Annotated in this window: 29 protein-coding genes and 2 tRNA genes; 9 read left to right on the top strand and 22 right to left on the bottom strand. The window is 27.4% G+C overall.

The features are described from left to right. Window positions 1-391 precede the first annotated feature (391 nt). Together L8W64_RS02960 and L8W64_RS02955 are read left to right on the top strand one after the other, a co-directional pair. Window positions 392-553, top strand: a complete 162-nt coding sequence (locus L8W64_RS02960) for a hypothetical protein (RefSeq protein WP_263662379.1) — start codon at window positions 392-394, stop codon at window positions 551-553. 614 nt (window positions 554-1,167) lie between these two features. Further along, on the top strand, window positions 1,168-1,653 hold the full coding sequence (locus L8W64_RS02955) for a site-specific integrase (RefSeq protein ID WP_318529421.1): 486 nt from the start codon (window positions 1,168-1,170) through the stop codon (window positions 1,651-1,653). A gap of 91 nt (window positions 1,654-1,744) precedes the next feature. Here the strand turns inward: L8W64_RS02955 and L8W64_RS02950 are convergent, their stop codons facing one another. Next, window positions 1,745-3,187 (bottom strand): hypothetical protein, encoded by a 1,443-nt coding sequence (locus L8W64_RS02950; RefSeq protein WP_263672831.1) that lies wholly within the window; start codon window positions 3,185-3,187, stop codon window positions 1,745-1,747. Window positions 3,188-3,952: 765 nt separating this feature from the next. Between L8W64_RS02950 and L8W64_RS02945 the strand changes: the two genes are divergently transcribed. Continuing rightward, entirely contained in the window at window positions 3,953-4,177 is a 225-nt protein-coding gene (locus L8W64_RS02945; RefSeq protein ID WP_263672830.1) for a hypothetical protein, read from the top strand. Between the two features lie 2,446 nt (window positions 4,178-6,623). Here L8W64_RS02945 and L8W64_RS02940 read toward each other — a convergent pair. Further along, window positions 6,624-6,699, bottom strand: a tRNA-Met gene (locus L8W64_RS02940). 13 nt (window positions 6,700-6,712) lie between these two features. Next, window positions 6,713-6,787: transfer RNA gene (locus L8W64_RS02935), tRNA-Gln, on the bottom strand. Between the two features lie 105 nt (window positions 6,788-6,892). On the opposite strand from L8W64_RS02935, the gene L8W64_RS02930 reads away from it, so the two are divergent. Beyond that, a complete protein-coding gene (locus tag L8W64_RS02930; protein WP_220566773.1) occupies window positions 6,893-7,915 on the top strand; it encodes a bifunctional 3,4-dihydroxy-2-butanone 4-phosphate synthase/GTP cyclohydrolase II in 1,023 nt (340 codons plus the stop codon). Here the strand turns inward: L8W64_RS02930 and L8W64_RS02925 are convergent. Genes L8W64_RS02925 through L8W64_RS02905 form a run of 5 tightly spaced genes read right to left on the bottom strand, consistent with a single transcriptional unit; the run spans window position 7,905 to window position 13,273 of the window. Next, window positions 7,905-8,855 carry an SAM-dependent methyltransferase gene (locus L8W64_RS02925; RefSeq protein WP_318529420.1) on the bottom strand — a complete coding sequence of 317 codons (951 nt, stop codon included), beginning with the start codon at window positions 8,853-8,855 and terminating at the stop codon, window positions 7,905-7,907. The genes L8W64_RS02930 and L8W64_RS02925 overlap by 11 nt on opposite strands. Window positions 8,856-8,857: 2 nt before the next feature. Further along, window positions 8,858-9,664 carry a M23 family metallopeptidase gene (locus L8W64_RS02920; RefSeq protein ID WP_263659975.1) on the bottom strand — a complete coding sequence of 269 codons (807 nt, stop codon included), beginning with the start codon at window positions 9,662-9,664 and terminating at the stop codon, window positions 8,858-8,860. Then, a complete protein-coding gene (gene glyS, locus L8W64_RS02915) occupies window positions 9,661-11,655 on the bottom strand; it encodes a glycine--tRNA ligase subunit beta (protein WP_263672829.1) in 1,995 nt (664 codons plus the stop codon). Before glyS ends, L8W64_RS02920 begins: the two co-directional genes overlap by 4 nt. 35 nt (window positions 11,656-11,690) lie before the next feature. Continuing rightward, a complete protein-coding gene (locus tag L8W64_RS02910; RefSeq protein ID WP_263660603.1) occupies window positions 11,691-11,831 on the bottom strand; it encodes a hypothetical protein in 141 nt (46 codons plus the stop codon). Continuing rightward, on the bottom strand, window positions 11,831-13,273 hold the full coding sequence (locus L8W64_RS02905; protein WP_220566768.1) for an alanine/glycine:cation symporter family protein: 1,443 nt from the start codon (window positions 13,271-13,273) through the stop codon (window positions 11,831-11,833). Before L8W64_RS02905 ends, L8W64_RS02910 begins: the two co-directional genes overlap by 1 nt. Before the next feature lie 223 nt (window positions 13,274-13,496). Between L8W64_RS02905 and L8W64_RS02900 the strand changes: the two genes are divergently transcribed. Further along, window positions 13,497-14,249, top strand: coding sequence for an amino acid ABC transporter permease (locus tag L8W64_RS02900; RefSeq protein ID WP_133319270.1), 753 nt, complete (start codon window positions 13,497-13,499; stop codon window positions 14,247-14,249). Next, the gene (locus L8W64_RS02895) at window positions 14,242-14,970 is read left to right on the top strand and encodes an amino acid ABC transporter ATP-binding protein (RefSeq protein WP_263660602.1); all 729 of its coding nucleotides are present in this window, start codon (window positions 14,242-14,244) and stop codon (window positions 14,968-14,970) included. The genes L8W64_RS02900 and L8W64_RS02895 overlap by 8 nt, the downstream gene beginning before the upstream one ends. On the opposite strand, the gene L8W64_RS02890 is transcribed toward L8W64_RS02895, so the two are convergent. From L8W64_RS02890 to L8W64_RS02825, 14 genes are all read right to left on the bottom strand, one after another. Continuing rightward, complete coding sequence (locus L8W64_RS02890) at window positions 14,967-15,434, bottom strand: tRNA (cytidine(34)-2'-O)-methyltransferase (RefSeq protein ID WP_257928077.1); 468 nt, start codon at window positions 15,432-15,434, stop codon at window positions 14,967-14,969. The two genes, L8W64_RS02895 and L8W64_RS02890, sit on opposite strands and share 4 nt — an antisense overlap. A gap of 186 nt (window positions 15,435-15,620) precedes the next feature. Further along, on the bottom strand, window positions 15,621-17,213 hold the full coding sequence (locus L8W64_RS02885; protein WP_263672828.1) for a hypothetical protein: 1,593 nt from the start codon (window positions 17,211-17,213) through the stop codon (window positions 15,621-15,623). Further along, window positions 17,210-17,683, bottom strand: a complete 474-nt coding sequence (locus tag L8W64_RS02880; RefSeq protein ID WP_039625790.1) for a hypothetical protein — start codon at window positions 17,681-17,683, stop codon at window positions 17,210-17,212. Before L8W64_RS02880 ends, L8W64_RS02885 begins: the two co-directional genes overlap by 4 nt. Then, window positions 17,670-17,828: a hypothetical protein gene (locus tag L8W64_RS02875; protein ID WP_245162297.1), complete on the bottom strand. Its 159-nt coding sequence runs from the start codon at window positions 17,826-17,828 to the stop codon at window positions 17,670-17,672. The genes L8W64_RS02880 and L8W64_RS02875 overlap by 14 nt, the downstream gene beginning before the upstream one ends. Then, complete coding sequence (locus L8W64_RS02870; RefSeq protein ID WP_263672827.1) at window positions 17,812-18,204, bottom strand: hypothetical protein; 393 nt, start codon at window positions 18,202-18,204, stop codon at window positions 17,812-17,814. The genes L8W64_RS02875 and L8W64_RS02870 overlap by 17 nt, the downstream gene beginning before the upstream one ends. A 229-nt stretch (window positions 18,205-18,433) precedes the next feature. Beyond that, window positions 18,434-18,913: a DUF5675 family protein gene (locus L8W64_RS02865; RefSeq protein WP_263672826.1), complete on the bottom strand. Its 480-nt coding sequence runs from the start codon at window positions 18,911-18,913 to the stop codon at window positions 18,434-18,436. Continuing rightward, window positions 18,910-19,269, bottom strand: a complete 360-nt coding sequence (locus L8W64_RS02860) for a DUF1353 domain-containing protein (RefSeq protein WP_306808637.1) — start codon at window positions 19,267-19,269, stop codon at window positions 18,910-18,912. The genes L8W64_RS02865 and L8W64_RS02860 overlap by 4 nt, the downstream gene beginning before the upstream one ends. After that, window positions 19,262-19,633 (bottom strand): hypothetical protein, encoded by a 372-nt coding sequence (locus L8W64_RS02855; RefSeq protein ID WP_240390394.1) that lies wholly within the window; start codon window positions 19,631-19,633, stop codon window positions 19,262-19,264. The genes L8W64_RS02860 and L8W64_RS02855 overlap by 8 nt, the downstream gene beginning before the upstream one ends. Further along, entirely contained in the window at window positions 19,633-20,289 is a 657-nt protein-coding gene (locus L8W64_RS02850; RefSeq protein ID WP_263672825.1) for a DUF4376 domain-containing protein, read from the bottom strand. The genes L8W64_RS02855 and L8W64_RS02850 overlap by 1 nt, the downstream gene beginning before the upstream one ends. Window positions 20,290-20,291: 2 nt before the next feature. Next, the gene (locus L8W64_RS02845) at window positions 20,292-22,790 is read right to left on the bottom strand and encodes a hypothetical protein (protein WP_263672824.1); all 2,499 of its coding nucleotides are present in this window, start codon (window positions 22,788-22,790) and stop codon (window positions 20,292-20,294) included. Between the two features lies 1 nt (window position 22,791). Next, entirely contained in the window at window positions 22,792-22,977 is a 186-nt protein-coding gene (locus tag L8W64_RS02840) for a hypothetical protein (protein WP_087685567.1), read from the bottom strand. After that, entirely contained in the window at window positions 22,964-23,362 is a 399-nt protein-coding gene (locus L8W64_RS02835) for a hypothetical protein (protein ID WP_039625773.1), read from the bottom strand. The genes L8W64_RS02840 and L8W64_RS02835 overlap by 14 nt, the downstream gene beginning before the upstream one ends. Continuing rightward, window positions 23,359-24,375 carry a DUF5309 domain-containing protein gene (locus L8W64_RS02830; RefSeq protein WP_263666701.1) on the bottom strand — a complete coding sequence of 339 codons (1,017 nt, stop codon included), beginning with the start codon at window positions 24,373-24,375 and terminating at the stop codon, window positions 23,359-23,361. The genes L8W64_RS02835 and L8W64_RS02830 overlap by 4 nt, the downstream gene beginning before the upstream one ends. A gap of 88 nt (window positions 24,376-24,463) precedes the next feature. Further along, a complete protein-coding gene (locus L8W64_RS02825) occupies window positions 24,464-25,189 on the bottom strand; it encodes a Rha family transcriptional regulator (RefSeq protein ID WP_263672823.1) in 726 nt (241 codons plus the stop codon). A gap of 148 nt (window positions 25,190-25,337) precedes the next feature. Here L8W64_RS02825 and L8W64_RS02820 point away from each other — a divergent pair, with 148 nt between their 5' ends. From L8W64_RS02820 to L8W64_RS02810, 3 genes are all read left to right on the top strand, one after another. Next, window positions 25,338-25,547, top strand: coding sequence for a hypothetical protein (locus tag L8W64_RS02820; protein ID WP_139424934.1), 210 nt, complete (start codon window positions 25,338-25,340; stop codon window positions 25,545-25,547). A gap of 154 nt (window positions 25,548-25,701) precedes the next feature. After that, a complete protein-coding gene (locus L8W64_RS02815) occupies window positions 25,702-25,911 on the top strand; it encodes a hypothetical protein (RefSeq protein WP_214115119.1) in 210 nt (69 codons plus the stop codon). Then, window positions 25,901-26,299 (top strand): hypothetical protein, encoded by a 399-nt coding sequence (locus tag L8W64_RS02810; protein ID WP_214115118.1) that lies wholly within the window; start codon window positions 25,901-25,903, stop codon window positions 26,297-26,299. The genes L8W64_RS02815 and L8W64_RS02810 overlap by 11 nt, the downstream gene beginning before the upstream one ends. The last annotated feature ends 169 nt before the right edge of the window (window positions 26,300-26,468 follow it).

Genomic DNA, 26,468 nt, shown 5'->3' with positions numbered 1-26,468 from the left:
TGTATTTATCATATTTGGTATATAAAGTATAAATACTAAGCTTATATATAGTAATAAATAAAGAGTATAAATACCTTATTATACTCTTTAGATAACTACAATATAGCGTTTTTGTATAAATTTGATAATAGTTGTTATAATCTTAAAATTACTTATTAAAAAAATATATTTAATTATAATTTGTATGTTTTTATAATTTGGATAATAGGTAAAAGAATATATATAATATTTAACAGAAAATAAAAAGTGATTAAATAAAGTTAGATATATAAAGATATTTATAGTTTTATATATTATTTTTATAAATTAAAACAAACATATTTCACAATTAAGCAAGATTGGCACAACCAAGAATTATTTAGAAACAAAAATTTTTTGAGAAATATAAAAAATGACTTTAAGTAAAAAAGAATTTGCTGAAGTATTAGGCGTTTCTTCAGGAACTATTGATAATCTAAGAAGAAAAATACAATCTATGGAAGTATCTTGCTATGTATTATTTTCCATTGAAGAAATAGCTAAAGTTATATCAGGGGTTAAATCTTTAAAATGAGATTTAACTATACAAATTATTGAATTTTCAAAAGTATATGTTATTTAGATATTTAATTTCTAAAGTATGGATACTTAGGTGTTTGATTAATAAACCACACGCTTTCTAAATCCACCATTACTTCTCTATCACGAATTATTACTACAATTAAAATCTTTTGACAAATTAAAAAAATATTTTTTTGTACACACTTTAAAGGAAAATCAGCAATTAAGAGCTTAAAAATTTAACTGTTGATAAAAAACTTATATCAAAGTGCTTGTACTAAAAATTTATATATTGAAGCTAGGGTTTTTCATGGAAATATTGATAAGAATTTTTATTTTAGATATAAACTTAATAAAAAGGGTATTCTTTTAAAATAGGAAAATATCCTATAACCATATTAACACGGGCAAGAGAGATTGTAAATGATTATAACGACATGCTATCATAAGGCATTAATCCAAAAGAACATATTCAAAAAGAAAATACTAAAAATCAAAATATAAAAAAGCACTTTATGGTACTAATAAAGTTCAAAGTTATAAAACTTCACAGATGAAGCAAGATTTAAAGAATTACTGCTTGCGATTAATAAGTATTTTTACAAAAGTTGCTTTGCAAATTAGTCCATATTTATTTTAAGAAGTACTAATATTATAAATTTAGAATGGAAAGAAATAGATTTTGATAAAAAAATTATTATTCGTGCTAATAAAGTTAAAGCAAGAGAGGATTTTATTATTCCGCTAAGTCAGAGTGTTTTAGACTTGCTTTTATATGTTAAAAATTTTTCTTACTCAAATTCAAAATATTTTTTTCCAAGTAATATAAGTAAATCTAAAACAATGAGTAAAAACACATTAAATCAAGCCATTAAAAGATTAGGTTTTGGTGATAAAATACTATATCATGGTTTTAGAGCTACTGCTTCAATTTTTCTTTATGAGTATAAAAATATTCATAAACAAGATAGTGAAGTTATAGAACTATGTTTAGATCATAGAGAAAGAAATAAAGTAAAAGCAGTATATAATAGAAGCTTAAGACTTGATGATGGAAGAGAGTTAATGCAATGGTTGAGTGATTTTATCGATAAATTAAAAAGAGATAAGTAGTTTAATTTTTAATGTTTGTAAATTATAAACGCATAAGAACTTTTTAATTTTTGTAAATTTAATAGTATTTTATTGAATATCTTTAACGCAATTATTCTATTAGTAGCTTTCTTAATACACTATTTTGTGAATTTATATATTCTAAAACAACACTTTTTTTTATTTTATTTTCATCTAAATCTAAAAAATCTAAATAAGCTTGAAATAAATTATTATTTAAATCATCATCAAATTTATGACTTGCAACTATATTCATAGAAAAATGATTAAAAAATTTCTTACAAAAATCGTTATTATTTTTAAATAGCTGTACTAATTCTTCTTTTTTAAAAAAATTATACTGTTTGATTGCTTCAGGATAAAAACTACTTTCTATATTTTCATAGCTATTAATAAAAGCATTAATACTTTCATACTTACTTGTTTTGTATTTTTCTTTGGTATCTTCATAATAATCTTTCCATTTTTCATCTTTTAATAATTTTAAAAGTGCTATGTCAGATCTATAATCATGATTAAGATCAAACTTAAATTCTTCTATAACAAGAGCTTCTATATAATGCTGATTAATTTTTTCTTCTATGTTGCTTAATTTTTTCTTTGTAATTTGCGCATAGGTTGAAAGTAAAATTTGATAAAAACCATAAGAATAATGTGTCATTCCATTTTTTGAATAAAAGTCTATTTTTAGGAGTGAATTTTCAATACCTTTTACAAATTGCTCATCACTTAAATTACCTACCAAATATTCTATCTTGCAGTTTTGAAGTTTATAATAAAGATCGATTTTTAAAGTTTGATAAAAATCGCGTCTTAGTTGGTATTTTTCTTCTTTATTTAAATAAAACATATTTTTTAGGTATTGTTCATAAAGATGATAATAGCCTGAAGCTAAATCTATTTTCTCTATTTTAATAGAAAGGTATTTTTTAATTTGAAATATTAATGAGATATAATTTAATTTTAGAGCATCTGAAAATGTTTTTTTATTTTCATACTTGCAAAATAATAAAAAACATTGCTTGTTAAAATAATCTATATGCTCTAACACATGATATAATAATCTTAGATTTCCATTGCATTGTTCTTTATATCTTTCGAAAATAATATTTCCAATAATATTTCTTATCTCATCTGTAATTTTAGTATATTTATTTATTCTATCTTTTATGATTGCTTTTGCTACTTCATCATTGTCTTTTATCGTTATTTCACAATCAATAACCTTCTCTTTGTATATTTGATACCAGTTTTTACTATTATATTGTTTGGCTTGTTCTTCTTTATTATTTTCAGTCAAAATGCCATCTTGTTCTTTTAATTCTTCCTCATGAAAAATCACAACAACATTACATTCTTTTTCTTCTTTAAGTAAATTTACAAGTCCTAAAATTTCTTTCAAAGAAAGATTATCAGATCTTCTTTCTATGTTATCAAAACACACAATAATATTATAAAAGTCTTCCTTTTTTAAAAAGGAAAAAATAGCATCACTATCTATATCTATTAAGCCGCCACTTATACTTTTAACCAAACCTTCTAAACCTTTAAAAGTTGTTTTGGTAATTTTATTATAATCTCCATGTAGGCTTACAACTATTTCTTCTAATATTTGCTTATAACTTTCTTTGCCAAAAAGATCTATATAAACAACTTTTTTATCTTTAGAAAGTTTATTTTCAACTTCTTTCCATAAATAAGTTTTACCTATACCTCAAGATCCATTTATAGCTAAACATTTTTTAGATTTTTTATTTAAAAAATTTGCGATAGTGTCAATCTTATTCATTATACACTCCTATAAAATATTTATGTAATTATATAAAATTATTTAAGTTTTCTATGTAACTATCCTCCAAACCTTAAAGCTATAGATAGTTACATATTCTTTTTAAAATACCCCTTACAGCTACGCACTCAGACAGCCTTTCTTTTTTTAAAAAATATATAAAAAAATACATACGGAAAAAACAAAAAAAGTTGAGTAATTTTTTTTCAATGTTTAAACAAATTTTTGTTTTTTCTCTTATTTAATATTAAATTAATTTTTTAGTTTTTATAATTATTCATATATCAAAATTTTAATCATAGAAAGGATTAAAATAAAAAAAATTATCTTAGGTTTAGCAGTTATTGCTTCATTATCTAGCGTTGCTTCAGCTTCAAATCATAGTTATCATAGCAAGAAAAATTTTAATAATTCACAACAAGAATATATAGAAGGTAGAAGCATAACTTGTGCAACTTTTCATAATTGCCAGACAATACATCAACCTATTTATCAAGATGCTTTTTGTAAATGGACAGGATATTGTTAATGTTTGTTAATACTTGTCACGGCTTGGTAGATACCAAAGTAGAATATCGAGATAAACCTGCATTAGAAGAGGCGATTGCTAAACAGCAAGAAGATACAAAAAAAGTAGAAGCTGAAGCTAAAAAAGAAGAACAAAGTAATTCTACAAATGCTGATAATCAAGCAAATACTAGCAAAAAAGATCGGCTTTTAGATATATTTGCTTAATCTTAATATTAGGGCAGTGGGTTTTGTCCATCTTCCGTGCTACGCACTCAGACAACCATAGCACCCATTTTAGCACAAAACATATGGCACCTATAAGGTGTATTTTATTTAGAGAAGAAAAGGTGCTTCTTTTGAAAACCTTATCTTGCTTCTTCTCTTCTTCATCACGGTGATTGCTATTTAATGGCATTAAAAGCCGTATTTTTAAAAGTGTTTAAAAAGATTTTCTTAAATCATTCATTGGCATGGTTTCTTTGATATTTACAACCGCACTCCATTTATAGTTTTTTACTTAAAAATTTTATCCTATAAGTTTGATATATTTTTCATAGCATTATTTATGATTTCATTTTTTAACGCAATTGTTTGCTTAAAATAACTAAGTGATGAAAATCTTTATTATGTTGGATTTGTATAAAATTGGATTTTAAAATTAATACTATATATTTATCTCATTGTCATGTTTATCTATAATTATTTTAAAATAATTGATAATTTTTTCAGGATTTTTATTCCATTTCTTCAAATGTTTAAAAATCAAAACTGCTATATTTATTTTAAGCTTCATTGTAGTTGGTTTTAACAAGATCAAATCAGTGATTTACATATAAATATGGCTTAGTTATATCAATCAAGCAATGAAGAAGATTATATTTTTAAAAAAGAAAGAATTTTACTTGTAGTTCATACTATATAGAAGGCAGTACGGCATACATTATTTCAACATCAAACTTAATCAATATTTTTTAAAGATTATTGCAGTGGTTAGATGTTTATTATCTTTAATATTCAAGAAGAGTATAAAATAAATTTTATTTCATGTTATCAACTTAGAAAACAAGAGTATAATTTATTCTTATATCATTTAATAACTCATAAAAAAAAGAGAGAGTAATCATTAATAAATCTTGATTATTATTGCAATAACATAATAATTGCTACAATATACCTTAGAATAATTATACAAAATATTTTAAAATTAATTTCTTATACTTATTTTGTATTGCTTCAATGTGAAGATTAAAAACATCAAGATAAAATATTATCACACAAGTTCGAACACATTTGGCACTTTCTTAGTTAATAAAACTACTATCTTTTATTTACCAATCAAGAAATATTTGATTAATAAAACTAACTAAGGAATATTTATCCAAACAGATTATTTATTTAGATGTATAAAAGGATTTGCTAAATTAAGAGAATATAGTTATATTTTTGAAATAAAACATAAAATAATAGAACAAAGAATAAAAATTATATCTTTCATAAGCATCATGGTTTAAAAGCTACTTTAGAAGCTTTTAATATAGATAAAAAGATACTTTTTAGAAAACAAGAAATTTATCACAAAAATAATGATAATTTAAATACCCTAAATACAAAATACACTAAAGTAAAAAATATAAGAAGTTCTTTTGATTTGGAAATTACTTTAAATATTAAAAGACTTAGGCATATTTATATAAATTTAGATAAAGAAAGATTGTATTATTTTTTAAAGCCTACCTCCTAGTGTTTCCACCATAAGAAGAATCATCTCTAAAGATAAAATGAGAATAACACTTACAAGAATTAATTATCTAGGCCAAAATAAAAGCTACAAGAGAGAGTTAAAAATAGATAACTAAAAAAATCTTAAAACAACTCCTATGAATACTTGGGCAATAGATACTATAAAATATGTCGATAATAAAATAAAAATATATACTTACTATGATAGATTTAGTTACAAGAATTGATTATACTGTAGCTTTATCTCCTAAAAAGACAAGATATACTAGCATATCTTAAAAGTTTTGTTATTATCTTAAAAACTAATAATATTCATAAAAGAATTTAGCATACTCACAGATAATGGCTGTGAATTTAAAAAACTATGAATGTTTTATTAAAGGAACTTAACACTACTCATTATTATACTTATCTAAAGAATCTTAGAATGAATATTCATAATGAAATATTTAATAAAACCTTAAAAGAAGCATTTGCTAATCATTATAAAGATTTATTATTTATAGATCTTAAAGAATTTAATCAAGAAACGATTAAGTAGTTAGCAGCTTATAATACTATCTTGTTATATCCAGCTTTAAAATATAAAGTCTCCTCATTTGCTCTTCATCAATTAAGAAATATTTTTATTTGTTAGACTTTAAATCAATATTGTTTTTCTTGCACTCTAAAAATTTTAATACATTACCTATTTAACAAAAAATATCATTTTTTTACATTTTTACAATAAAATACAAAGCATGTGCAATATTAATTAATAAATCATACGCCTATTAAACTCGCCATTTATTCTTGTTAAATATATTTTATCTATTTTATTCTTTGTATTGTATTTTTAAAATTTCAATAATTTTAGAAATTTTAAATTAATTTAATTTCAATATTGCTAAAAAATATCTGTTGAAATAGATTATAAATTATTTTTATATAATGGTTGCGAAGGGGAGATTTGAACTCCCGACCTTCGGGTTATGAGCCCGACGAGCTAACCACTGCTCTACTTCGCGGCATCATATGAAGTGGATGGGGTAAAGGGATTCGAACCCCTGAATGACAGGACCAAAACCTGTTGCCTTACCGCTTGGCGATACCCCAATAGAAATTTTTTATTTAAATTAAAAGTGATATTATATATTATTTTTTATACAATGTCAAGAAAAATGCTATAATATTTTTAAAATATTTTCAAGGAATGATTTTATGGGATATATAAGTATAGAACAAGCTATAAAAGAACTTCAAGATGGTAAAATGTTAGTAATGGTGGATGCAGAAGATAGGGAAAATGAAGGGGATTTGATTTTCCCTGCACAATTTAGCTCACAAGAAAAAGTAAATTTTACCATCACTCACGCAAGAGGTGTGGTATGTGTAGCATTAAGTGAGAACTTAGCTAAAAAATTTGAACTACCTTTAATGGTACCTAAAAACACATCAAATCACGAAACAGCTTTTACCATCACTGTCGATGCAAAAAATGCAACAACAGGAGTAAGTGCCTACGAAAGAGATATGACTATACAAATTTTTGCTGATGATAATGCAAAGGCGAGTGATTTTGTGCGTCCTGGACATATTAATCCTTTGATAGCAAAAAAAGGTGGAGTTTTAGAAAGAACGGGCCATACAGAAGGAACAGTGGATTTATGTCGTTTGGCAGGATTAAAAGAAGCATGCGTAATATGTGAAATTGTTAAAGATAATGGAGATATGGCTAGAAGAAGCGATTTGCTTGAGTTTTGCAAAAAACATAATATTAATATGATTACTATTTCAGATTTAATCGAGTATCGTTTAAAAAATGAAAGTTTGATTTCTTTAATTAAAGAAGAAGAAAGTATTTTAGCAGGTTTTAAAGCTAAAAAAATGACTTTTAAAGATCACAATGAAAATGAACACATAGCTTTTAGTTTTGGCACTTTGAAAGAATGCGAGAATGTTAAATTTTATCTTAGTGGAAGCGACTTTGAGCTTCTAACTTCTAATAAATTTAATGAATTATTAAAACAAATTGAATTTTTAAGTCAAAAAGGTGGTGTAATCATTTTCATGAAAAATGAAAAACAAGAAAACATACAATTTAAAAATTATGGCATAGGAGCGCAAATTTTAAGGTATTTAAAAATTTCAAAAATCAAACTTCTAAGTCAAAATACCGATAAAGAATTTATAGGCTTAAAAGGCTTTGGGCTTGATATTACAAGCAGTGATTTTAAAGCTTAAATTCTAAAAACTTAAACTTATCGCCAAAGTTAAACATCAAATTTTTACTTTGGTTGATAAAGTTTTTATAAATTTGGAGGTTAATATTTTTAACTTGCTCGATAATTTCTTCTAAGCCAAAATCAATTAAAGCTTGATTTTGATTTTTATATTCTAACACCTCAAAGCCCTCTTCTTTTAAAACTTGTAAAAAATGATCAAAATTTACATTATATGTAATATCACTTTTAGCAAAAAAATCTTTTAAGTTTTCTTCAAAAAGATTATACACTTGGTGATTTTTATACATTCTAATACTAATTTTTTCTTCTTTTTTTGCATAATCAAAACATGCAAAAGTTAGTTTTTCACAGGTTTGTTTTAATTTGGATAAAAAGGGTTTATAAGAAATACAAAGCTCGCTATTAGTGATAGAATATTTTTCACATTCTTTTAAAAGATCTTCATTCATAGCTTTAAAAACAATGTTTAAATCATCATCAACATATGCCATTGTTCTATCTTTTATAAGCTCACACGCAAAACAATCAAATAATTCATTAGCGTAAAAAAAGGCGTTTTTAAAATGACATTCTTCTAAAGAATTATAAATTTTTACATCCAAATCATACTCATCAAAAAGTTTTTTTTGAACACATTTTAATTTTTCATGTGGCTCTATGATAAAACACTCAATCTGCTCTAAAATATCAGCCCTAAGAGTGTATAGAGCTTGTATAAAATCAAGCATTAAATGCCCTTCATTTGCCCCTATTTCTACAACTTCAACCGGTAAAATTAGCTTTTTATCATCTATAAGTTTTAAAAAATGATTAGCTAAGAGTGTTCCAAACAGATTTCCCACGCTAACTGCGGTATAAAAATCTCCATTTTTACCAACACTCACAGCTTGGCAGTAATATTTATCAATCCAATTTTGAAAAAACTCGCTAAAAACTATCATTATAAAGCATTAAATTTGACTATAAAATCAAGTGGATCAACTTGCACACCATTAACTAAAATTCCAAAATGCAAATGTGGCCCTGTAACCCTACCGCTAGCTCCACTCAAACCTATAAGCTCACCCTTTTTTACCTTTTGTCCTACTTTTACATTAAGTTTTGATAGATGATAATACTGAGAATAAATCCCATATCCATGATCAATTACCACTGAATTTCCTGCATAATAACGATTTGAAGCAATCCTTACAATACCATCATTGCTAGCATAAATTTTTGTCCCACTTGCTGCTCTAAAATCAGTTCCGCTATGATAACTTTTAAGAGTATCATTAAACAATCTTGCTTTTCCAAAAGCACTTGTAATTTTACTTTCTAAAGGGTATGTAAAATTGCCTTCAAATAAAGCCATATTAGTATAAGTATTATAAACCTTAATAGCTTCTTGATATTCTTTACTAATGCGATCAAGTGTTTCTTTAGGTGGATTAACCTTAGAAGCACTAACTTTTAAAAATTCTTTTTTATAGTTTCCTTCGCTAAATTTTATGTTAATTTCTTCTTTGGAATTATCTTTAAATTCAGCTATTAATTTTCTATCTTTAGGATTTTTATAAGGTATGGCTATACTAACAATGACTTTATTTTTATACTCAAAAAAAGGAAGTTTTTTAGAATTTGAGCTAATTTGTAAAAAATTATTTTTATCAAATTCTAAAAAAATTACTTGCCCTTTTACAAGCTCAATCTCTCTAGCTTCTAATGCAAATACCAAAAAACAAAGTAAAAAAAGAATTTTTCTCATACACTAAGCTCTTTAATATCAGCTATTTTTAAAAACTCACGATAAATTGCACATACTAAAGCTTGACGATTGTTTTTAATATTTTCATCTTTGTCATTAATCATTACTTTATCAAAAAAAGCATCAATTTGTGGTTTTAGTGCAAAAAGGCTTTCTAAAAGCTCTTGGGTGTTATTTTCTTTTGTTTTACACTGCATAAAAGCTTGGTATAAATCTTTTTCCTCTTGAGTGTTAAACAAATTTTCATTAATTTGAACTTCACTTAATATTGCAATATTTGCCAAGCGCTTAAAAGTAGCAAAATTTTGACTAAAATCTGCCTTATTTGCACTTTGTATTAAAGCTTTAATACAAGAATCAATATAAATAACATCATAAGTTTTAGAGCTAAGCACAGCTTTAACAAAAGAAGCATTAACCTCATAAAAAGTATATAAGCGCTCTAAGATAAAGTCTAATAAAATTTTCAAATCAAAGCTTTTATACTCACTAGCTATTGTTTCTAAAAATATCTTAAGATCAAAATTTTTATTTAAAGCTAGAATAATTTTTAAAACACCATTTGCTGCTCTTCTTAAAGCATAAGGATCTTTTGTACCACTTGGGATTTTCCCCATTGAAAAAAGCCCCACGAGTGTATCAAATTTATAAGCCAAAGCTACAATAGAACTAAATTCATTACTTGGCATAGCTGAATTATCGCCATTTGGAAGGTATTGTTCTTTAATCGCCAAAGCAAGCTCATCGCTCATACCCATAGCCTTAGCATAATAAGATCCCATAATGCCTTGAAGATCAGTAAATTCATACACCATTTGAGTACTTAGATCAGCTTTTGAGTATTCTATAGCTTTTAAAATTTCATCTTTTTGAGTATTAGCAAAAACTTCACAAAGCTTAGTAGCAATTTTTTGTTCTCTAATAATTTTATCTTTTAAGGTTCCAAGTCCTTCAAGATAAACCATTTGGCTTATTTTATCATTATTTAAACCCTGCGCTAAGTCATTTTTCCAAAAAAACATTGCATCACTTAATCTTGCTCTTAAAACTCTTTCATTTCCATTAATGATTTTAGAATAATCTTCACAAACCGCATTAGAAACTACAATAAAATGATTGCTTAGAGTATTGTTTTTAAATACTGCAAAATAGCGTTGATTTTCTCTCATAGAAGTAATTATCACTTCGCTTGGGATTTCTAAATACTCTTTTTCAAAATGCCCTAATAATGCCTTTGGATACTCTGTGATAGCTACAACTTCAGCTAAAAGCTCATCATCTTCTGCAATAGTAATATCATTTTCTTTTTCAAGTGTCTTTAACTGCTCAATAATAAGCTTTTTTCTTTGTTCTTGATCTAAAATAATATAATTTTGCTCTAGAGTCTTAAGATACTCATCAATATTTGAAAAAGCTATCAAATCATAACTAACACTTCTATGCACAAAAGTACTTTTTGCACTTTTAACACCATAGCTTTCAAACTCAATCAATTCATCATTTAAAATACAACAAAGCGAGCGAATAGCTCTGATAAATTCAAAGCTACCATCACCCCATCTCATAGTTTTACCAAAACTCAAGCTTTTTAAAAAAGCCTCGATCATTTGAGCTAAAACTGCTTTGCTTTGCAAGCCTTGTACTTGTTTTTGACAATACAATACTTCTTTACCCTTAATTTCTTTAAATTCAAGCTCTTCTTCTTTTAAACCACTTTTTTCTAAAAAACTAAGCCCTGCTTGAGTAAGCTTTCCATCTTTATAAGCTATCGCCCTAGGTGCACCTATAAATTCCACAAAAGAATCATCTTGTTTTTCTTTAAAATTTTCATGAATAAAAACTAATCTTCTAGGAGTATAGAAAAATTTAAATTCAGATTCTAAATGATACTCTTGTAAAATCTTTTCCCATTTTTTAGTAATATTTGGAAGTTCTTTTAATAAAGGAATAGCAGGAAGCTCTTCTGTGCCTATTTCTATTAACAATTTCATTTTACACTCTTTTTTAAAAAATTTTTTAGTGTATTTTACCTATTTTTTTTAAAATCTTTCTTTGTTTTTAGTTTTTCTTCTCTTTGCTTGACTTTTTCTTGCATTTGGCGGTTAAAGCCAAACACAAGAAAAACCATAAAAGCTATAAACAAAGCAATAATAATATAATCTATCATTAGTCCCAACACTCTGCGTTTTTAATACCAAGCTTTGAAGCACTAAATACCGGATCTCTACCTTGTCTTTTTTGCTCGCTAAAATCTTTTAATACCTTTTTCACTATACCACCAAGCAATAAAATAGAAATGATGTTAATCGTAGCCATAAACGCCATAGTAGTATCAGCCAAATCCCACGCAAATTTTAAATCCATATTTGCACCAATAAAAATCATAAGCACGGCACTTGCTTTAAAAAGATTAATAATAATAGGATTTTGAGTAAGGTATTTAATATTTGCTTGAGCATAATAGTAATTTCCTATCAAAGAAGTAATAGCAAATAAAACTATACTAACAGTAGTAAAATGTACACCTAGATTTCCATAATATTCTTTCATGGATTCTTGTACTAAAGGTAGTGCTGTTAAAATAGGCTTACCGTCTACACCAATATTATTAGCATAAGCAAGTGAAAATAATACCAAAAATCCTGAACTTGTACAAATAATCACATCAATTAACACAGAAAATGCTTGAATAACCCCTTGTTTTGCAGGGTGAGTTGTAAGAGCAGAAGCTGCTGCATTTGGTGCTGAACCCATACCTGCTTCATTAGAGAACAATCCTCTTTTTATACCTATAACCAAAGCAGAACCTGCAAATCCACCAAAAATAGCTTCAAAATCAAAAGCGCTTTTAAAAATCATAGAAAACACTTCAGGAATTTTATCAAAATTCATAAACATCGCTATAATAGATAAACCAACATAAATCATCGCCATAATAGGAACGATGACCGAGCTTACTTTACCTATTTTAGTATGATCACCAAAAAACATATAAGCAGCAAAAATAGCCAAAATAGCCCCTATTACAATAGGCCACCAACTTTGCGAAAAACTTACTTCACTAGCATCAACCATACCTTTATAATAAAACTCAAATGCTGAAGTCATAGTTTGACTTTGAAGTCCATTAAATCCATAAGCATAAGTAATGATTAAAATCACCGCAAAAACAGCTCCAAGCCATTTTAAATTTAAAGCTTTACTAATATAATAAGCAGGGCCACCTTTAAAACTTTTTCCATCACGACTTTTATAAACTTGTGCTAAAGTGCTTTCTGCAAAAGCTGAAGCGCCACCAAAAAATGCCATAGCCCACATCCAAAACAAAGCACCAGGTCCGCCCAAAACAACTGCTACTGCAATACCTGCAATATTTCCTATACCAACTCTTGAAGCTGTTGAAATCATCAAAGCCTGAAAAGGAGTAATATGGTGTTTTTCATGTTTTTCTTGCTTTTCTGTCAAAATGTCAAACACATAAGGAAGCATTCGAAATTGCACAAAACCTGTCAAATAGCTATAATAAAACCCTACAATAATAAGCAAAATAACCAAAATGGAATAATACTGATTATTTACAAAGCCAACAAATTGGGATATTAAATCCATATTTATCTCCTTTTTATAATTTAATCGAGTGTAAATTTATCATAAAAAAATGAATTTGCTACAAAAAAATATAATTTTATATTAATTTTATTTTATTTTTTACAGCTATGTGAAAATTTAACTCACGATATTTACCAAAAAAACACATAAAAATGCTTTTAAGTAAAAAGAAAACTTAATTTTTATACACTTAGTTTTTTTAAAATTTTATAAGGTGTTTAAATTGAAACAAAATACGATGAAAATTTTTGTATTTTTTGCCATTATTGTTTTTTGGGCTTATTTTTCATTTCCTATTGAAATTTTACAAGTTAAAGATCAAAATGGCTTAGCTACAGGAGAATATGCTTATACTATAGAAGCCAAAGCTTATGTTCATAGTTATTTCACAACACTTGGCTTAACAGTGGGTGGAATTTTAATAGGAATAGCACTTGGTTTTTTCCTAGCATTTTTAAGATTTTTAGAAATTCAAAGTTTAAATTTCATCATAGATGAATACATAGACATTATACGCGGAACTCCTCTGCTTTTACAGCTTTTGATTTTCTCAGTAGTGATTTTTGCTACTTGGAGTGATAATTTTTATGTAGCTATTATTGCACTTGGACTTAATAGTTCTGCTTATGTAGCTGAAATCGTAAGAAGTGGAATTCAAAGTGTAGACAAAGGACAAATGGAAGCATCAAGAGCAATGGGGCTTAATTATTCTGCTTCTATGAGACTAATCATCTTTCCACAAGCGATTAAAAATATCTTACCTTCTTTAATGAATGAATTTATTTCTTTATTTAAAGAAACTTCAATAGTGGGCTATATTAGCGTTATGGATATTACCATGCAAAGTAAAAGCTTACAAGCAATTTATTACAACCCTAAACCTATTATTTTTACAGGGCTTGTATATTATGTAAGCGTTAAAATTTTAACACTGATTGCAAGATTTATAGAAATGAGATTAAACAAACATGATTAAAATAGAAAATTTGATTAAAAAATATGGAGATTTAGAAGTTTTAAAAGATATTAGCATTGAAGTACATAAAGGTGATATTATTGCTATTATAGGGCCTAGCGGAGGTGGAAAAAGTACTTTTTTACGCTGTTTAAATAAACTTGAAACACCAGATAGTGGTAATATTTATATCAATAATATCAATATACTTGATAAAAAAACAGATATCAATAAAATTCGACAAAAAGTAAGCATGGTATTTCAACATTTTAATCTTTTTAATAATAAAAATGTTTTGGAAAATTTATGCCTAGTGCCAGTACAAACAAAAATCATGGGTAAAGATGAAGCAGTAAAAAAAGCACGAGAATTACTCAAAAAAGTTGGCCTAAGTGATAAAGAAAATTATTTTCCTCATAAGCTTTCAGGTGGACAAAAACAGCGTATTGCCATAGCAAGATCATTAATGATGAATCCTGATGTGATTTTATTTGATGAGCCAACTTCAGCTTTAGATCCTGAAATGATAGGTGAGGTTTTAAATATCATGAAAGAAGTGGCTAAAGAAGGTTTAACTATGCTTGTAGTTACACATGAAATGGGATTTGCAAGAAATGTAGCTAATAGAATTTTTTTCATGGATAAAGGCATTATAGCAGTAGATGAATGTCCTAAAATAGCTTTTGAAAACCCAGAGAATGAAAGATTGAAAGAATTTTTAAATCAAGTTTTAAATCATTAAAATTTTTCAAAAGAGGCAAAATTTTGCCTCAAAGCCTCATAACTCACTATGCCTACACTTGTAGCTAAATTTAAACTTCTACCGCAATCTTTCATCGGTATAGTAATAGCATTTTCCCATTTTTTTTGCATTAAATCCATAGGCAAACCAAAACTTTCACTTCCAAAAAATAAAAAATCACCTTTTTGATAATTTACATCAAAATAAGCTTGAGTAGTTTTAGTTGTCGCAAAGAAAAATCTATCTTGAAATTTTTCATACTCTTTTAAAAAATCTTCTAAATTATCCCATAAAAAAGGATTTAATTTTTTCCAATAATCAAGTCCTGCTCTTTTAACTGCCTTTTCATCAATACTAAAAAGCGGATTGATAATATGTAAAGCAAAACCTGCATTAAAACACATTCTGCCTATACTTCCTGTATTTTGTGGTATGCGAGGCTCAACTAAGACTATATGAAACATCTTTTTCCTTGAAATGGTGTCCCCAGCAAGGTTTGAACTATGCTATAAAATAGCTTATTTATAGATATTTTATACCAAAAAATTCACAAATAGGTATAAAATGGGTATAATTTGCTAAGAACATATATTTTTTTATTTTCCAAAAAGATACTTTAAAATATATTAGACAAAACTTAATTATCTAAATTATATCTCAACATCTTTTTCATTTAAAATATCTAAGGTGTCAAAACTATACCAGTTTTCATTTAGTAGATTTTTAGTTACCATTTCAATATCTTCCTTTGAAGCCTCTCCAAAAAAAACATGCTCATCAATATCACTATTTTCATCTAAAGGCAAACTAGCTTCTTTTAAATTAGAGCTTAAAAATATATCACTAATATAACCTATAATATCTGAAGATGTAGCATCTTTATTAATTAAAACATCAACTATAGGGGTTTGATTAGAAATTGCACTATTAATATCAACTCCTATTTTATATCCAGCACTTACCAATCCTGCAACAGCTAAAACCAATTTTAAAACTTTATTTATTTTAGCTAAAGAACTTCCATTATCTACTATGCCTAAAAAACTTAATGCGTCTATAACACCTCCAAGCGTACTAAGTGCGATTGTTATATTTGTTATAATTGTAGCCGAAGCTCCGCCTATCATACCACCTAAAGCCCCACCTATAACTCCACCTGTATAAAAACTAATAAAAACAATCACAGCAGAAACAACAGGAGCTATTATAAACTCCCACCATTCCTTATCTTCTTTCACATAAAGATCATACATACTATCCCATAAAATAAACCATCTATCTTTTCTTCCATAAGGCATATTGCTTTCATTGTTATAACAAGGCATCAATGAGATATTTTTATAAAAAAAACTACTCCGACTTCTCAAAACAACAGGCTCTTGATAAGCTATATTATTTAAATTAGAAAGAAATGCTAGAGGGTGAAATATATCGCCTAATTTAGAAACATTGATGTTATTGTTAAATGCACTTAAAAAATCAATATTAGATATTTTTTCAGGTACAATAAATACATTTTTATTTAATCTCAAGAACTCATCATAATATGGTCTTAAATTGTAATATCTACCATCTTCACTCTCTACTAAACTTGGCTTAAATTTGTCTTTATCCGGTAAAATAAAATTAGGTTTTATAAGCTCGTTATTAATTATATTAGATTTTACAAAAATATATTTTGGCTTACCATATCCAGGGACTATAGCACCATAAAAGCCATGTATTTTTTCAAAAGTAAGATCATGTAGATAATAAAAATTCTTTAGCTCTTCTTTGTATTTTAAAAGATAGCTAGGGTTTGTAACAACATTTTTTCCATGAAAATCAAAACTAAACAAGCTTAAATTTTGTCTTTTCCTTATAATTTGACAAGTATCATGATATATTCCACTTTTATCTCCAGGGTCTCCTCTATACCACTCATAAGGGTTTTGACCTACAAAAAACTGATTTAACCCCAAATCCCCACTATTATGGTAATTATATGGAGCTCTAGAAGGACTTTTAATATCATAAAAATCAATTCCATAGGAATTTGGGAAGAGCGGGTGATAAATTCTTGTTTTTACAGCCCTACCTTTTCTTATTAATTGTTTATGCAAAAGCTCTACATATTTATATACAAAGGTAGTTCCGTATAAAAACCAAGCTTGATAGCATTCTACATATCCTATGTCATTTGCATTCTGTGGATATTTAGCTCTTAAAAAATATTTTGGAGTTCTATATTTTTTATCAATCATTTATCTATATTTTCAATTTTTTCTTTTACCCAAGATTCCAACTCTTTTGGTATTTCAAGCCCACCTGCGCTTAGCCCAAAACTATATCCTTGTGCAACTTTTGCCGCTTCTATTCTTAACATATCATCTATTTGTTCTCGTTGTCTATCTATGAGTGCGGGTTTTTTCTTTTCAGTTTCTATTTGTGCTTGTATAAGTTTTATTTTCTCGCTATTAAGTTCGTTTTCATCGCCTTGCAAAATCATACCCAATGCTGTAGTTTGACTTTGTGCTACTATACTTTGTCCTACTAAAGATAGCGCATTCGCTAAAGTTTTAAACTGCTCTTCGTTTTTAATAACATCATTTTTTATGCTATCATCTAATATCTTTTTTAATTCTCCAAATGGGGATTTTTCCGCCAAGCTTAACTCTAAAATTTCAGGATATATTTTTTTAAATTGATTTAATCTTTGCTCATAATTCATCATTCAACTCCTTAATTTTATCTATATTGATCTCACATTGCTTATAGTGATAAAAAAGCTCACTATAAGCTTTTAATATATCTTTTTCATCTTGCACTATAGGTTTGCTTGCTCTATCAAATTCTAAAAGCTCATTTGGTATTTGCACTTTTTGAATTTGTATTTTGGTTAGCACTTGTGTTTTGCTCCCACAGCCTATCAAGCATAGCATTAAAAAGCTTAGTAGTGTTAGTTTCATTGCTTTTGGATATATAGTTTTTAACATCATCAACCCTTGTTTTGATTTGATTTTTTTGAGTATTTGCATGAAAGAGTGCTTTTAGCTCTTGTTCGTGTCTTATTTTAAGCTCTTGAGTAATCCTTGTGAGTTCATTATTTACACTCAAAGCCAAATTTAAATCACTTTGACTTTTTTCTAATTTTGCATTTGTGCTATCTAGCTTAAGATATAAAAATACATTAAGCATAAGCATTAGAGCTAAAGCAATATAAAGCTTTGTATTGTTAAATAAAAGATTTATCATTTCTTAATTTTAGAAGTTTAAGTAAGATTTGAGTATAATTTCAAAGGGTGGAACACCAAAGGTGGCCGCCTTTGGTGTTAATCAACACTCAGTTAGGTGGTGATTAAATTGAACCATAAAATTCTAGTAATAATTATACTACTTTGTATAATTATAGTCAAGGCTTATTAGCTTTGATTTCCCCTTTAAAAAGGGGAGCTAGAATACCACCTTTGGCCTACTTAAACTTTTATCTCCTTTCTAAAAATTTATTCGTGATTTCTAATTTTATATTTGATAAATCTTGCTGATACAACAAGTCATATAATTTTTTACAAGCTTGTCTGCTTTGTCCTATACTTTCATCACTCTTAGTTAAACCTAGTAAAATACAACCTTTTGTATCTTTGTCAGTATTTCCCCAATGGATTAAAATGTGTCTATCAAAAGGCACATTATCGTTGTAGATATTTACAACACTATCATCATCGTTTAAAACTTTAACTCCTGCTACTACCCTTTTACCTTTATCATTAAAACTAGATAGTGTATGTCTTTTTAAATTATAAACTCCCGCAGGAACTCTTAAGTCTTTTTCTCTTTCAACACCTTCTTTATCTTCTTCTAAAGAAAAACACTCAAAAAGAATATTTTCTTTTTCATCTAAAACTTTAAACTCTCCTATGACACAAGTATTTCTCAAATACTTTCTAGTTAATTTTAGTTTCATTTTAGTCCTTTCAAAAAACATTTAACCACATGGAATGTATTACACGCATGATAAAAAATAAAAGTCTTTACTTTAGAGCAACCAAGCTCACTCATAGCTTCTTTTAAAGCCAAATCTGCTAATTTATAATCATTTCTAGTATTAGCTCTTTCACATAAATAATCATGCACGATGCTAGCACTAAAATACTCACTTTTATATGGAGGATAAATACTCCAAAAAATGCGTGGCACTGAAGCACCATCACTAATAAAGCCTTTTGGCACGATAAAATTTAAACCACACAAACTAACTTCAAATTCTTTTACAACTTCAAATCTATCTTTGCCAAAAGGTTTAACTATAACTCTATGCATTATTATTTCCTTTATAAATCTTAGATAATTCGTTGTTTCTAATATGTGAGATATGGCTTAGCTTTATATTCATATCCTTAATATCATCTTCAATTTCCAATAATTTTTCATGTGTTTTTTGACAATGACTTTCTATAAATTTCACTAAAATCTCACTTGAAGCTTTTGAAGTGTTGATTTGTTCGCTAATTAATTTATTTGTTTCTTTTGATAACAAAATTAGCTCTTTTACTTTTTCTTGATTTTCATGGTTTATTTTTTTATATAAATTTATTACTATATAAGCCAAAACTATAACAATAACACCTAGTAAAGCAGGAGTGCTAAGCTGAGCTAATTCAATTCCTTGTTGAGTGTAATTCATCATTCCTCCCAAACAATAGCTTCTAAATCTTGCTCAGATTTAGCTTGTTCTATTCTTTCTTTTAATGCATTTGCCCTAAAGATAATTTCTTGGGTATGATAAGCTACGCTTGAAGCAAATTTTAAAAAATCTTGTGGTGTAAAAGTTACTTTTTCATCATTTATATCAATCCAAATGATTTCAGAGATTGAGTTAGTCCCACTTTGTATATCAAACATTAAATTAGTTGCAGCTCCAATGATATTTTGCTTGTCTTTTTCTCTTGTTTGGAAAATATGATCATTATAAATAAGTCCGCTTTCTAAAGCCTCATCTCTTTTAGTTTGAATTTCATATTTTTTCTTTTCTTTTAAAACATTTAATTTTTCATCTTCTTGTGAAATTGCTAGTAAGTATTCAAAATATAAATTTTCATTTTTATTTGCTAGACAGTATTCTTTAACTGTTTTAGTACCATTTTCAATTTCTTGTGGTGTTATATCATCTATAAAATCATTAACTTTAACTATAGTACCATCAGGCAATAGTCTATCTTCTTCCTTAAAACTAAGCTGTCTAGTAACAAAAGCTATAACCCATTTGTTATCTATATGAGTTTCTATAATATTTTTATCTAAACTAAAGTATTGATTACCATTAAATTTTGTAGTTATCATAATTATCCCCTTATATATCCATTTGTAGTTTGTGTATTCAATGCTTGACTATATTGAGTGGTAGTTCCTGTAAAAGTAATAGCTGATTTATTATATAAATCTATAAGACCTCCGTGCTCAACTTTTAATCCTGTTGTGCAGTTTGTAATATTGCAAGGATAACCTCTAACTATAGCTCTACCTCCCAAATCCGCTAGAACTGCTACTTTTGCGTTATTACAAGTAAATTTAGTAATAATATCTAAGTAGCCATTTAATAATATAGATATACCTATACTACCTTTATCTAGTTCCATTGTAACCTCATTTAAGCCTACAAAACAGCTAGTATAAATACAATAAAGATATTTACCTGAAAATGAAACTTTATTAAACTCTACACGACCTTGCCCAGCTAAGAATATACCCTCATTAGTAGCTTTAGTGCTTTGTATTTTAAGATTATAAAAAATAACTCTACTACCGTATGCAACAGATATACAATTATCCCATTGACCTATAGTGTTCTTTATAATTAGATTTTGATTACCTTCACCAAAAAACTCTAAAGTAGCTTTTCCATTATAAACATTATTAAACGCATTTATTTCAAAATTATCTTTAATTGTTATTTTGATAAAATAACTACTTGTATATTTAGAAGCTTCTTCGAATACCTGTTTTAATGATGTAAATTGTTCTCCCTGCCCTAGTCTCCATTCTAATTCTTGTGTTTGTGTTTTAGAATATCTAACATCAGCTTGACCTAAATTAATCCCTTCGTTTTCTTTGGTAGCTTCTGGAATACTTATAGGTTTTTCAAAAGAATTATTTCCACTAAATGAATTATCCTCATCTGTTGTTGCGGCTTTTTCTAGTTTTTCCTCAATACCTGCAATATCACTTTCGTTTTTTTCAACTCTTTCTTTTATCCCATTAAAATCTATTTGCGTTAATTTTTCATCTATTGAAGCTATCCCTTGTGTTTTAGCTTCTTCTATACTACTTAAGGCGTTGTCTTTGCTTGTTTCTATAGAAGATATACTTTCATCTTTACTAGTATTAATATCAGATAAAGAGCTAGTTTTAGCTTCTTCTATACTACTTAAGGCGTTTGTGTTTAAAGATGTAAATTCTTGTATTTTTTGATTATAATTAGCATTAAATGCATTTATTAAATTATCTATATTTGCTCTTGAAATATCTACAAAATTTTTAAGTTCATTAGCTTTTTCATCAATTGAGGCAATAACTCCTGTGCTATCATTTATTACCTTATCACTAACTTCATTCATTTCTTGCAATATTTCATCACGCAAAGCTTTTAATTCTGTCTCATAGATTAACTTGTCATTGCCTAGCTCTTTTTTAGCAACTTCGGCTAGTCTCCCCAAATCTTCATTAGCTATTAAAGTTCTTTGATTAAACCTATCATAACTTTGCTCAAAATGTATTTTATATCCTTCACATTTTGCAACAAGCTCATCAAATTTAACAATAGCTTCATTTTTTGCTGTTTCTATGGATGAGATTACTTGTTCACCTTTTGCTTCTAAATCTTCGTGTAAACCTTGTGCTTTATTTTCTAAATCACTTTCTAAATTCGCAATTTGTTCTTTGAAATTTTTTATAAGCTCTGAATATGATTTAATGTCGTTTTCAAATTCTTTGTATAAAGCAATAACTTCTTTTAACTCTTCTAAACTCTCTTTGGTTTCTAGTAAAAGATTATAAGCTTGTATTATTTCTTTATACTTTATGCCAACATCATATTTTATTTCCTCCAATTTTTTGACACTATCTATCATTTCTTGATTTAATCTTTGATTTTCAAAAAAGATAGTATTTATTTTATTTTTTATAATTTCGCTTGCATCTAAAACTATTTTACTAGCTTGCGATGAAAGCTCGTTTACTTCTTTTTTTATCTGCAAAAGCTCTGGCTTTAGTCCCCTAAGCTCATCAGCGCTATAGTTTAACTCTTGCACCAAATCTTTACAATGTTCTAATTCTCTTAAAATATCATCTTTTATTTTTGAGCTTAATTCAAAATATTCTTTTGATAATTTTGTATTATTTGTAGCTTCTGTGATAATGGCTTCTAGATCTATCTTCATACTTTCATATTTAGATAAATCATCTTTTAAGCTTTCAAATACAGGTTTATTTTCTTCTATAAAGCCTTTTATAAGCTCAAGTTCTTCTTTAGAACTTGAAAAATCATTATAAGCTTGCTCTATAAAACTAAAACGCTCTTGCATAATGCTAAATTTTTCATTAACACTAGAAAATTTAGTATCAAAATCTTTTTTATTTTCGCTAAAACTAGTATACATTGTTGAAACTTCTTGTTTTAGTTCTAGTGTTTGTTCATGTAAAGAATTTACGCTCTCTTTTAAACCGACAATTTCATCAAGTCTTGTATTGTCTAAAGCTCTAGCTATAGTATCAATTCTTAATAAAATTTGATTAATTAATTCTAGCTTTTCTTTACCTGTTTTCAATTCAGCTAAACTTACCATTTTACTCCCCTGTATAAAAATCGCTATCTTTTATTCTTCTTTGGCAAAATAACAACAAATCATCCATTGCTTCAAGCCATTTTTTAGTATCCAAATAAGCTATAAAATCTAAGTTTGTAATACTTTTTTCATAATCATCATAACTCTTTGCTCTGATAAATTTTTTATATGTATCACAAGTGTGCATTTTCAAGCTCCTTTCCATCGTTACTAATATAATCATTGATAATTTCATTGCAAAGCTTTAAATACATCACATTTTCGCCTTTGCTCATCAAAAAACATACATAATTAATAACAGCGTAGCAAAGGCTTTCATCTATCATTAAATGTTCTTGTTCATCTTCAAAATTTGGCTCATCAGGGACTATCAAAAATGCATTGTTTCTAGTGTTTCTTAAGACCACTTGATCATCTTCTCTTATGGTTTTAGTGAGTACGCTAGGCTCACATTTGCCACAAATATAATAAAAAGCCTCCATAATATAGGCTTTTATAAATTTATCATCAACACTAGTTCTTTCTTTGGACATTTTCTTTAAGATAATATCCCTAACTAATACACTTTTCATTTTTTAAGCTTTAAAGCTCCACCTTCTACGCCACTAAGCCCAACACCTATAGCAAATGCATCAGCATTTCTTACTTCTAATGTGCTTTGAGTGTAAATTCTTTTTGCTTTTGCTGTTGCATCAGTAGGTACATCTTCAATAAAAGTGGAAATATAAAGCCCGTGTTTCATAAACTCAAAATCACCCGCTATTAAAACATCGCCTAAACCATATTTAGGGCTTAATAGTCTATGTAAGTGAAAATTGATTGTTCCAAAATCTGTCTCAAGGCTCATAACATTTCCAACTAGATTTTTCTCATTTCCAAAAATCCTAGTAGCGAGTTTATTAATAGCCGGTTTTAAACTAGCCCCTAAAAATACATCTTTAGGTGTAGCACCACTATCCCAAATGCTTTGTAAAATTTGACTTAATTTATCTTCAGTAAGCAAGCTAGGAGTTCCGCTCCAATCTTTTGCTTCATCAAATGCTAATACATTGCCTCTTTTTCCACCACTAAAGCTTGTTTCTCCTTTTGCTATATAGTGAAACAATCCCGCCATTTCTCCACTTACGCCATCTTGCGCTTGAATATAATCTTTAAACACTGATTTTTTAACATCACTATCACGACCTAATCCAAATAAAGCATATTCCATATCTCTTTTATGCTCTTTTGTCTTTTTACCAACTTGATACTCCATCTCATTGCCACCATATTGTTTAGCTTTCATTAAAGCTGTGGTAACTGAAATTTCTGTAATAAAAATTTGTGTTGCATTAGATGTTTTTTGAGTTGTGTTTTTTGTTTCGCCATTAAATTTACTTAATTCCGAATTAGCATTCTTCTTTGGGTCTGCTAATGTATCTGTAAGCCAAGAATGCAACAGTGGGCTTGTAACACTTGATGTGCCTATTTTGTTTAAAAGTGGTGTCTCGCTTGCACCTATTTGTATAATCTTTTCATATACACTAGGTTTTAATTTAACATTTTGTGTTGCTGGTGGGGTAAAGTCCATAGATGACAAAGCCATTTTAAAATCTCCTTTGATATTTTTTGGAGATTTTGACAAAAATGGCTATTTCAAAACTAGTATATTTTGAAATAAATTAAAAAATATTTTACCTTCTTAATAAGTTACCCCACTTTTCTTCATATTCATCATAATGTTTATAATAATCAAGCCTAGAATTAAACTTTTCTTCTATACTTTTATAAATACAAAAACCATTTGCTTTATCTAGTTTATAGTTTTTTCTTGAAACGCTTTCAGCAAATAACATATACTCCCATTTTTTAAAACAAACTATTTCATAATCTTTTGCTAGAAATTTCCTAAGCTCTAATAATTCCTCATTGCTAAGTTTTCTTTTAAAGCTTAACTCGTTTTTATGTTCTAAATCATACTTTAAAGCTTTAATCTCATTTTCATATTTTAGCTTTTGCTGTTTAAGTTGAGATTTATAACCTAAGCTCTGTCTAAAAGCTAGTTTTTGCATTTGTTCTTGTTCTAAGTTTTTTAAGCATTTTTCCATTTCATTAAAAGCTTTGATAAACTCAACTTTGAATTTATAGGCTTTTTCGCCTGTAAAACCCATAACAAGTAAAGAAAAACCATCACGAGTTAGGTTGTAGCAAGGTCTTAACTCGCCTTTTTTATCTTTATATTCAACCGCCTTAAAATTAAGGGCGTTAAACTCATCTTGCGGTAATTCATTAATTTTTGCTATAATATTATCGTGGCGTTTATTAAAAACTGCCGCCACACTTAAAGAGGTAGTCGTTACTTGGTCGTTGGCTACCTCCAACTCTACACCTACGCCATTAATTACAGCTAATTTTTCCATTTTTTCCCTTTGTTTTGATTTAAAACAAATAAATCATTTGTTTTATGAGTAAATTATAACATCATTTAGTTATATTGTCAATAATTTTATAAATATTTTAGTTGTTTTTTTGTAAAATAATAAATATTTTATTTGTAAAGGTGTTAAAATGAATTATGATGAATTTGAGAATAAATTAAAATCAATCAGTTTAAGCAAAAAAGATTTTTCTGAAATGGTTAAAATGAGCTATACCGGCGTAACCAATTGGAGACAAACAAATTCTATACCCGGCTGGGTAAATAGTTGGCTTATTAATTATGAAAAAGCAAAAGTTTTAGATGAAATTTCAAAATCTATAAAACCTTTTATAAGATAAATATTGAACATAAATAATTAAAAATAACATTTTTGTTGTTTTATGCAAAATTACATTTTATTTCATATATTTATTATATTTCATATATAATATAATTTTTATTATAATTGTAATATAATTTTTATAGTTTATAAGCTAATACAAAGGAAGGATTATGTATAGCATACAAGAAGCTTACAGTCAAGCAAAAGATATTCAGAAACATAATGCAGACAAAGCTGTTGTTGTATCTTATTCAAACTATAAAGGATATTATCCGCAAATGCAAAATACGGATTTACTTCTTGTGCAAAATACTTTGCACTTTATACAACAAAGCAACAGAAATTTTAAAAAAAATGTAGAAGTTAAATATGCGAATTGATGGTGATAATAATAAATTGATTCCAACTAAAGGATTAAATTTAGAGGAATTAGGAAAAACAAGCTTAGAAGCTTTTGAAAAAATAGGCAGAGTAATGGCAGATATTGAGCTAAATAAGCAGCAAACCGCTCTAGCTCAAATCGAAGCCACCAAAGAGGATAATCAAAAGCAATATGAATTTGCAAAAGATAAATTAAACAAAGATAATGCAAAATGGCATAAATCTATGAATATAGCAAGCATTGCAGTTTTTATTCTTTTAATTGTTGGGCTTTATCTTATTATATTTACTGATAAAATAGATATAGGGCTGGGTTTACTCAGTACAACAGTAGCAGGAGTATTTGGATATTTAGCAGGAGTAGGTTCTTCGAAAACAAGCCAATAAGAATAAATAATACCTATCCGCATTTTTTATTACTTTTTAGGTATTATAGTTCATTTACTACGAGTATATTTTAATCTTAATACTACACGAATTTATGATATAATTAATTAAAGGTTGGTTAGCAAATTGTCCGAGCTAACCGCAAAAAAACAATCGGTGAAAGTGTTGT

It is taken from the genome of Campylobacter sp. IFREMER_LSEM_CL1097 (assembly GCF_025772225.1).
In the GTDB taxonomy this organism is placed as follows: Bacteria; Campylobacterota; Campylobacteria; order Campylobacterales; family Campylobacteraceae; genus Campylobacter_D; species Campylobacter_D lari_D.
This window is presented reverse-complemented; position numbering and strand designations above follow the sequence as displayed.

What these genes read in the sequence shown, in the direction of transcription:
- L8W64_RS02960 (WP_263662379.1), top strand. Translation starts at nt 392, where the DNA reads ATGACTTTAAGTAAAAAAGAATTTGCTGAAGTATTAGGCGTTTCTTCA.
- L8W64_RS02945 (WP_263672830.1), top strand. Translation starts at nt 3,953, where the DNA reads ATGGACAGGATATTGTTAATGTTTGTTAATACTTGTCACGGCTTGGTA.
- L8W64_RS02930 (WP_220566773.1), top strand. Translation starts at nt 6,893, where the DNA reads ATGGGATATATAAGTATAGAACAAGCTATAAAAGAACTTCAAGATGGT.
- L8W64_RS02920 (WP_263659975.1), bottom strand. Translation starts at nt 9,664, where the DNA reads ATGAGAAAAATTCTTTTTTTACTTTGTTTTTTGGTATTTGCATTAGAA.
- glyS (WP_263672829.1), bottom strand. Translation starts at nt 11,655, where the DNA reads ATGAAATTGTTAATAGAAATAGGCACAGAAGAGCTTCCTGCTATTCCT.
- L8W64_RS02910 (WP_263660603.1), bottom strand. Translation starts at nt 11,831, where the DNA reads ATGATAGATTATATTATTATTGCTTTGTTTATAGCTTTTATGGTTTTT.
- L8W64_RS02905 (WP_220566768.1), bottom strand. Translation starts at nt 13,273, where the DNA reads ATGGATTTAATATCCCAATTTGTTGGCTTTGTAAATAATCAGTATTAT.
- L8W64_RS02895 (WP_263660602.1), top strand. Translation starts at nt 14,242, where the DNA reads ATGATTAAAATAGAAAATTTGATTAAAAAATATGGAGATTTAGAAGTT.
- L8W64_RS02890 (WP_257928077.1), bottom strand. Translation starts at nt 15,434, where the DNA reads ATGTTTCATATAGTCTTAGTTGAGCCTCGCATACCACAAAATACAGGA.
- L8W64_RS02885 (WP_263672828.1), bottom strand. Translation starts at nt 17,213, where the DNA reads ATGATTGATAAAAAATATAGAACTCCAAAATATTTTTTAAGAGCTAAA.
- L8W64_RS02880 (WP_039625790.1), bottom strand. Translation starts at nt 17,683, where the DNA reads ATGATGAATTATGAGCAAAGATTAAATCAATTTAAAAAAATATATCCT.
- L8W64_RS02870 (WP_263672827.1), bottom strand. Translation starts at nt 18,204, where the DNA reads ATGATAAATCTTTTATTTAACAATACAAAGCTTTATATTGCTTTAGCT.
- L8W64_RS02865 (WP_263672826.1), bottom strand. Translation starts at nt 18,913, where the DNA reads ATGAAACTAAAATTAACTAGAAAGTATTTGAGAAATACTTGTGTCATA.
- L8W64_RS02860 (WP_306808637.1), bottom strand. Translation starts at nt 19,269, where the DNA reads ATGCATAGAGTTATAGTTAAACCTTTTGGCAAAGATAGATTTGAAGTT.
- L8W64_RS02855 (WP_240390394.1), bottom strand. Translation starts at nt 19,633, where the DNA reads ATGAATTACACTCAACAAGGAATTGAATTAGCTCAGCTTAGCACTCCT.
- L8W64_RS02850 (WP_263672825.1), bottom strand. Translation starts at nt 20,289, where the DNA reads ATGATAACTACAAAATTTAATGGTAATCAATACTTTAGTTTAGATAAA.
- L8W64_RS02845 (WP_263672824.1), bottom strand. Translation starts at nt 22,790, where the DNA reads ATGGTAAGTTTAGCTGAATTGAAAACAGGTAAAGAAAAGCTAGAATTA.
- L8W64_RS02840 (WP_087685567.1), bottom strand. Translation starts at nt 22,977, where the DNA reads ATGCACACTTGTGATACATATAAAAAATTTATCAGAGCAAAGAGTTAT.
- L8W64_RS02835 (WP_039625773.1), bottom strand. Translation starts at nt 23,362, where the DNA reads ATGAAAAGTGTATTAGTTAGGGATATTATCTTAAAGAAAATGTCCAAA.
- L8W64_RS02830 (WP_263666701.1), bottom strand. Translation starts at nt 24,375, where the DNA reads ATGGCTTTGTCATCTATGGACTTTACCCCACCAGCAACACAAAATGTT.
- L8W64_RS02825 (WP_263672823.1), bottom strand. Translation starts at nt 25,189, where the DNA reads ATGGAAAAATTAGCTGTAATTAATGGCGTAGGTGTAGAGTTGGAGGTA.
- L8W64_RS02820 (WP_139424934.1), top strand. Translation starts at nt 25,338, where the DNA reads ATGAATTATGATGAATTTGAGAATAAATTAAAATCAATCAGTTTAAGC.
- L8W64_RS02815 (WP_214115119.1), top strand. Translation starts at nt 25,702, where the DNA reads ATGTATAGCATACAAGAAGCTTACAGTCAAGCAAAAGATATTCAGAAA.
- L8W64_RS02810 (WP_214115118.1), top strand. Translation starts at nt 25,901, where the DNA reads ATGCGAATTGATGGTGATAATAATAAATTGATTCCAACTAAAGGATTA.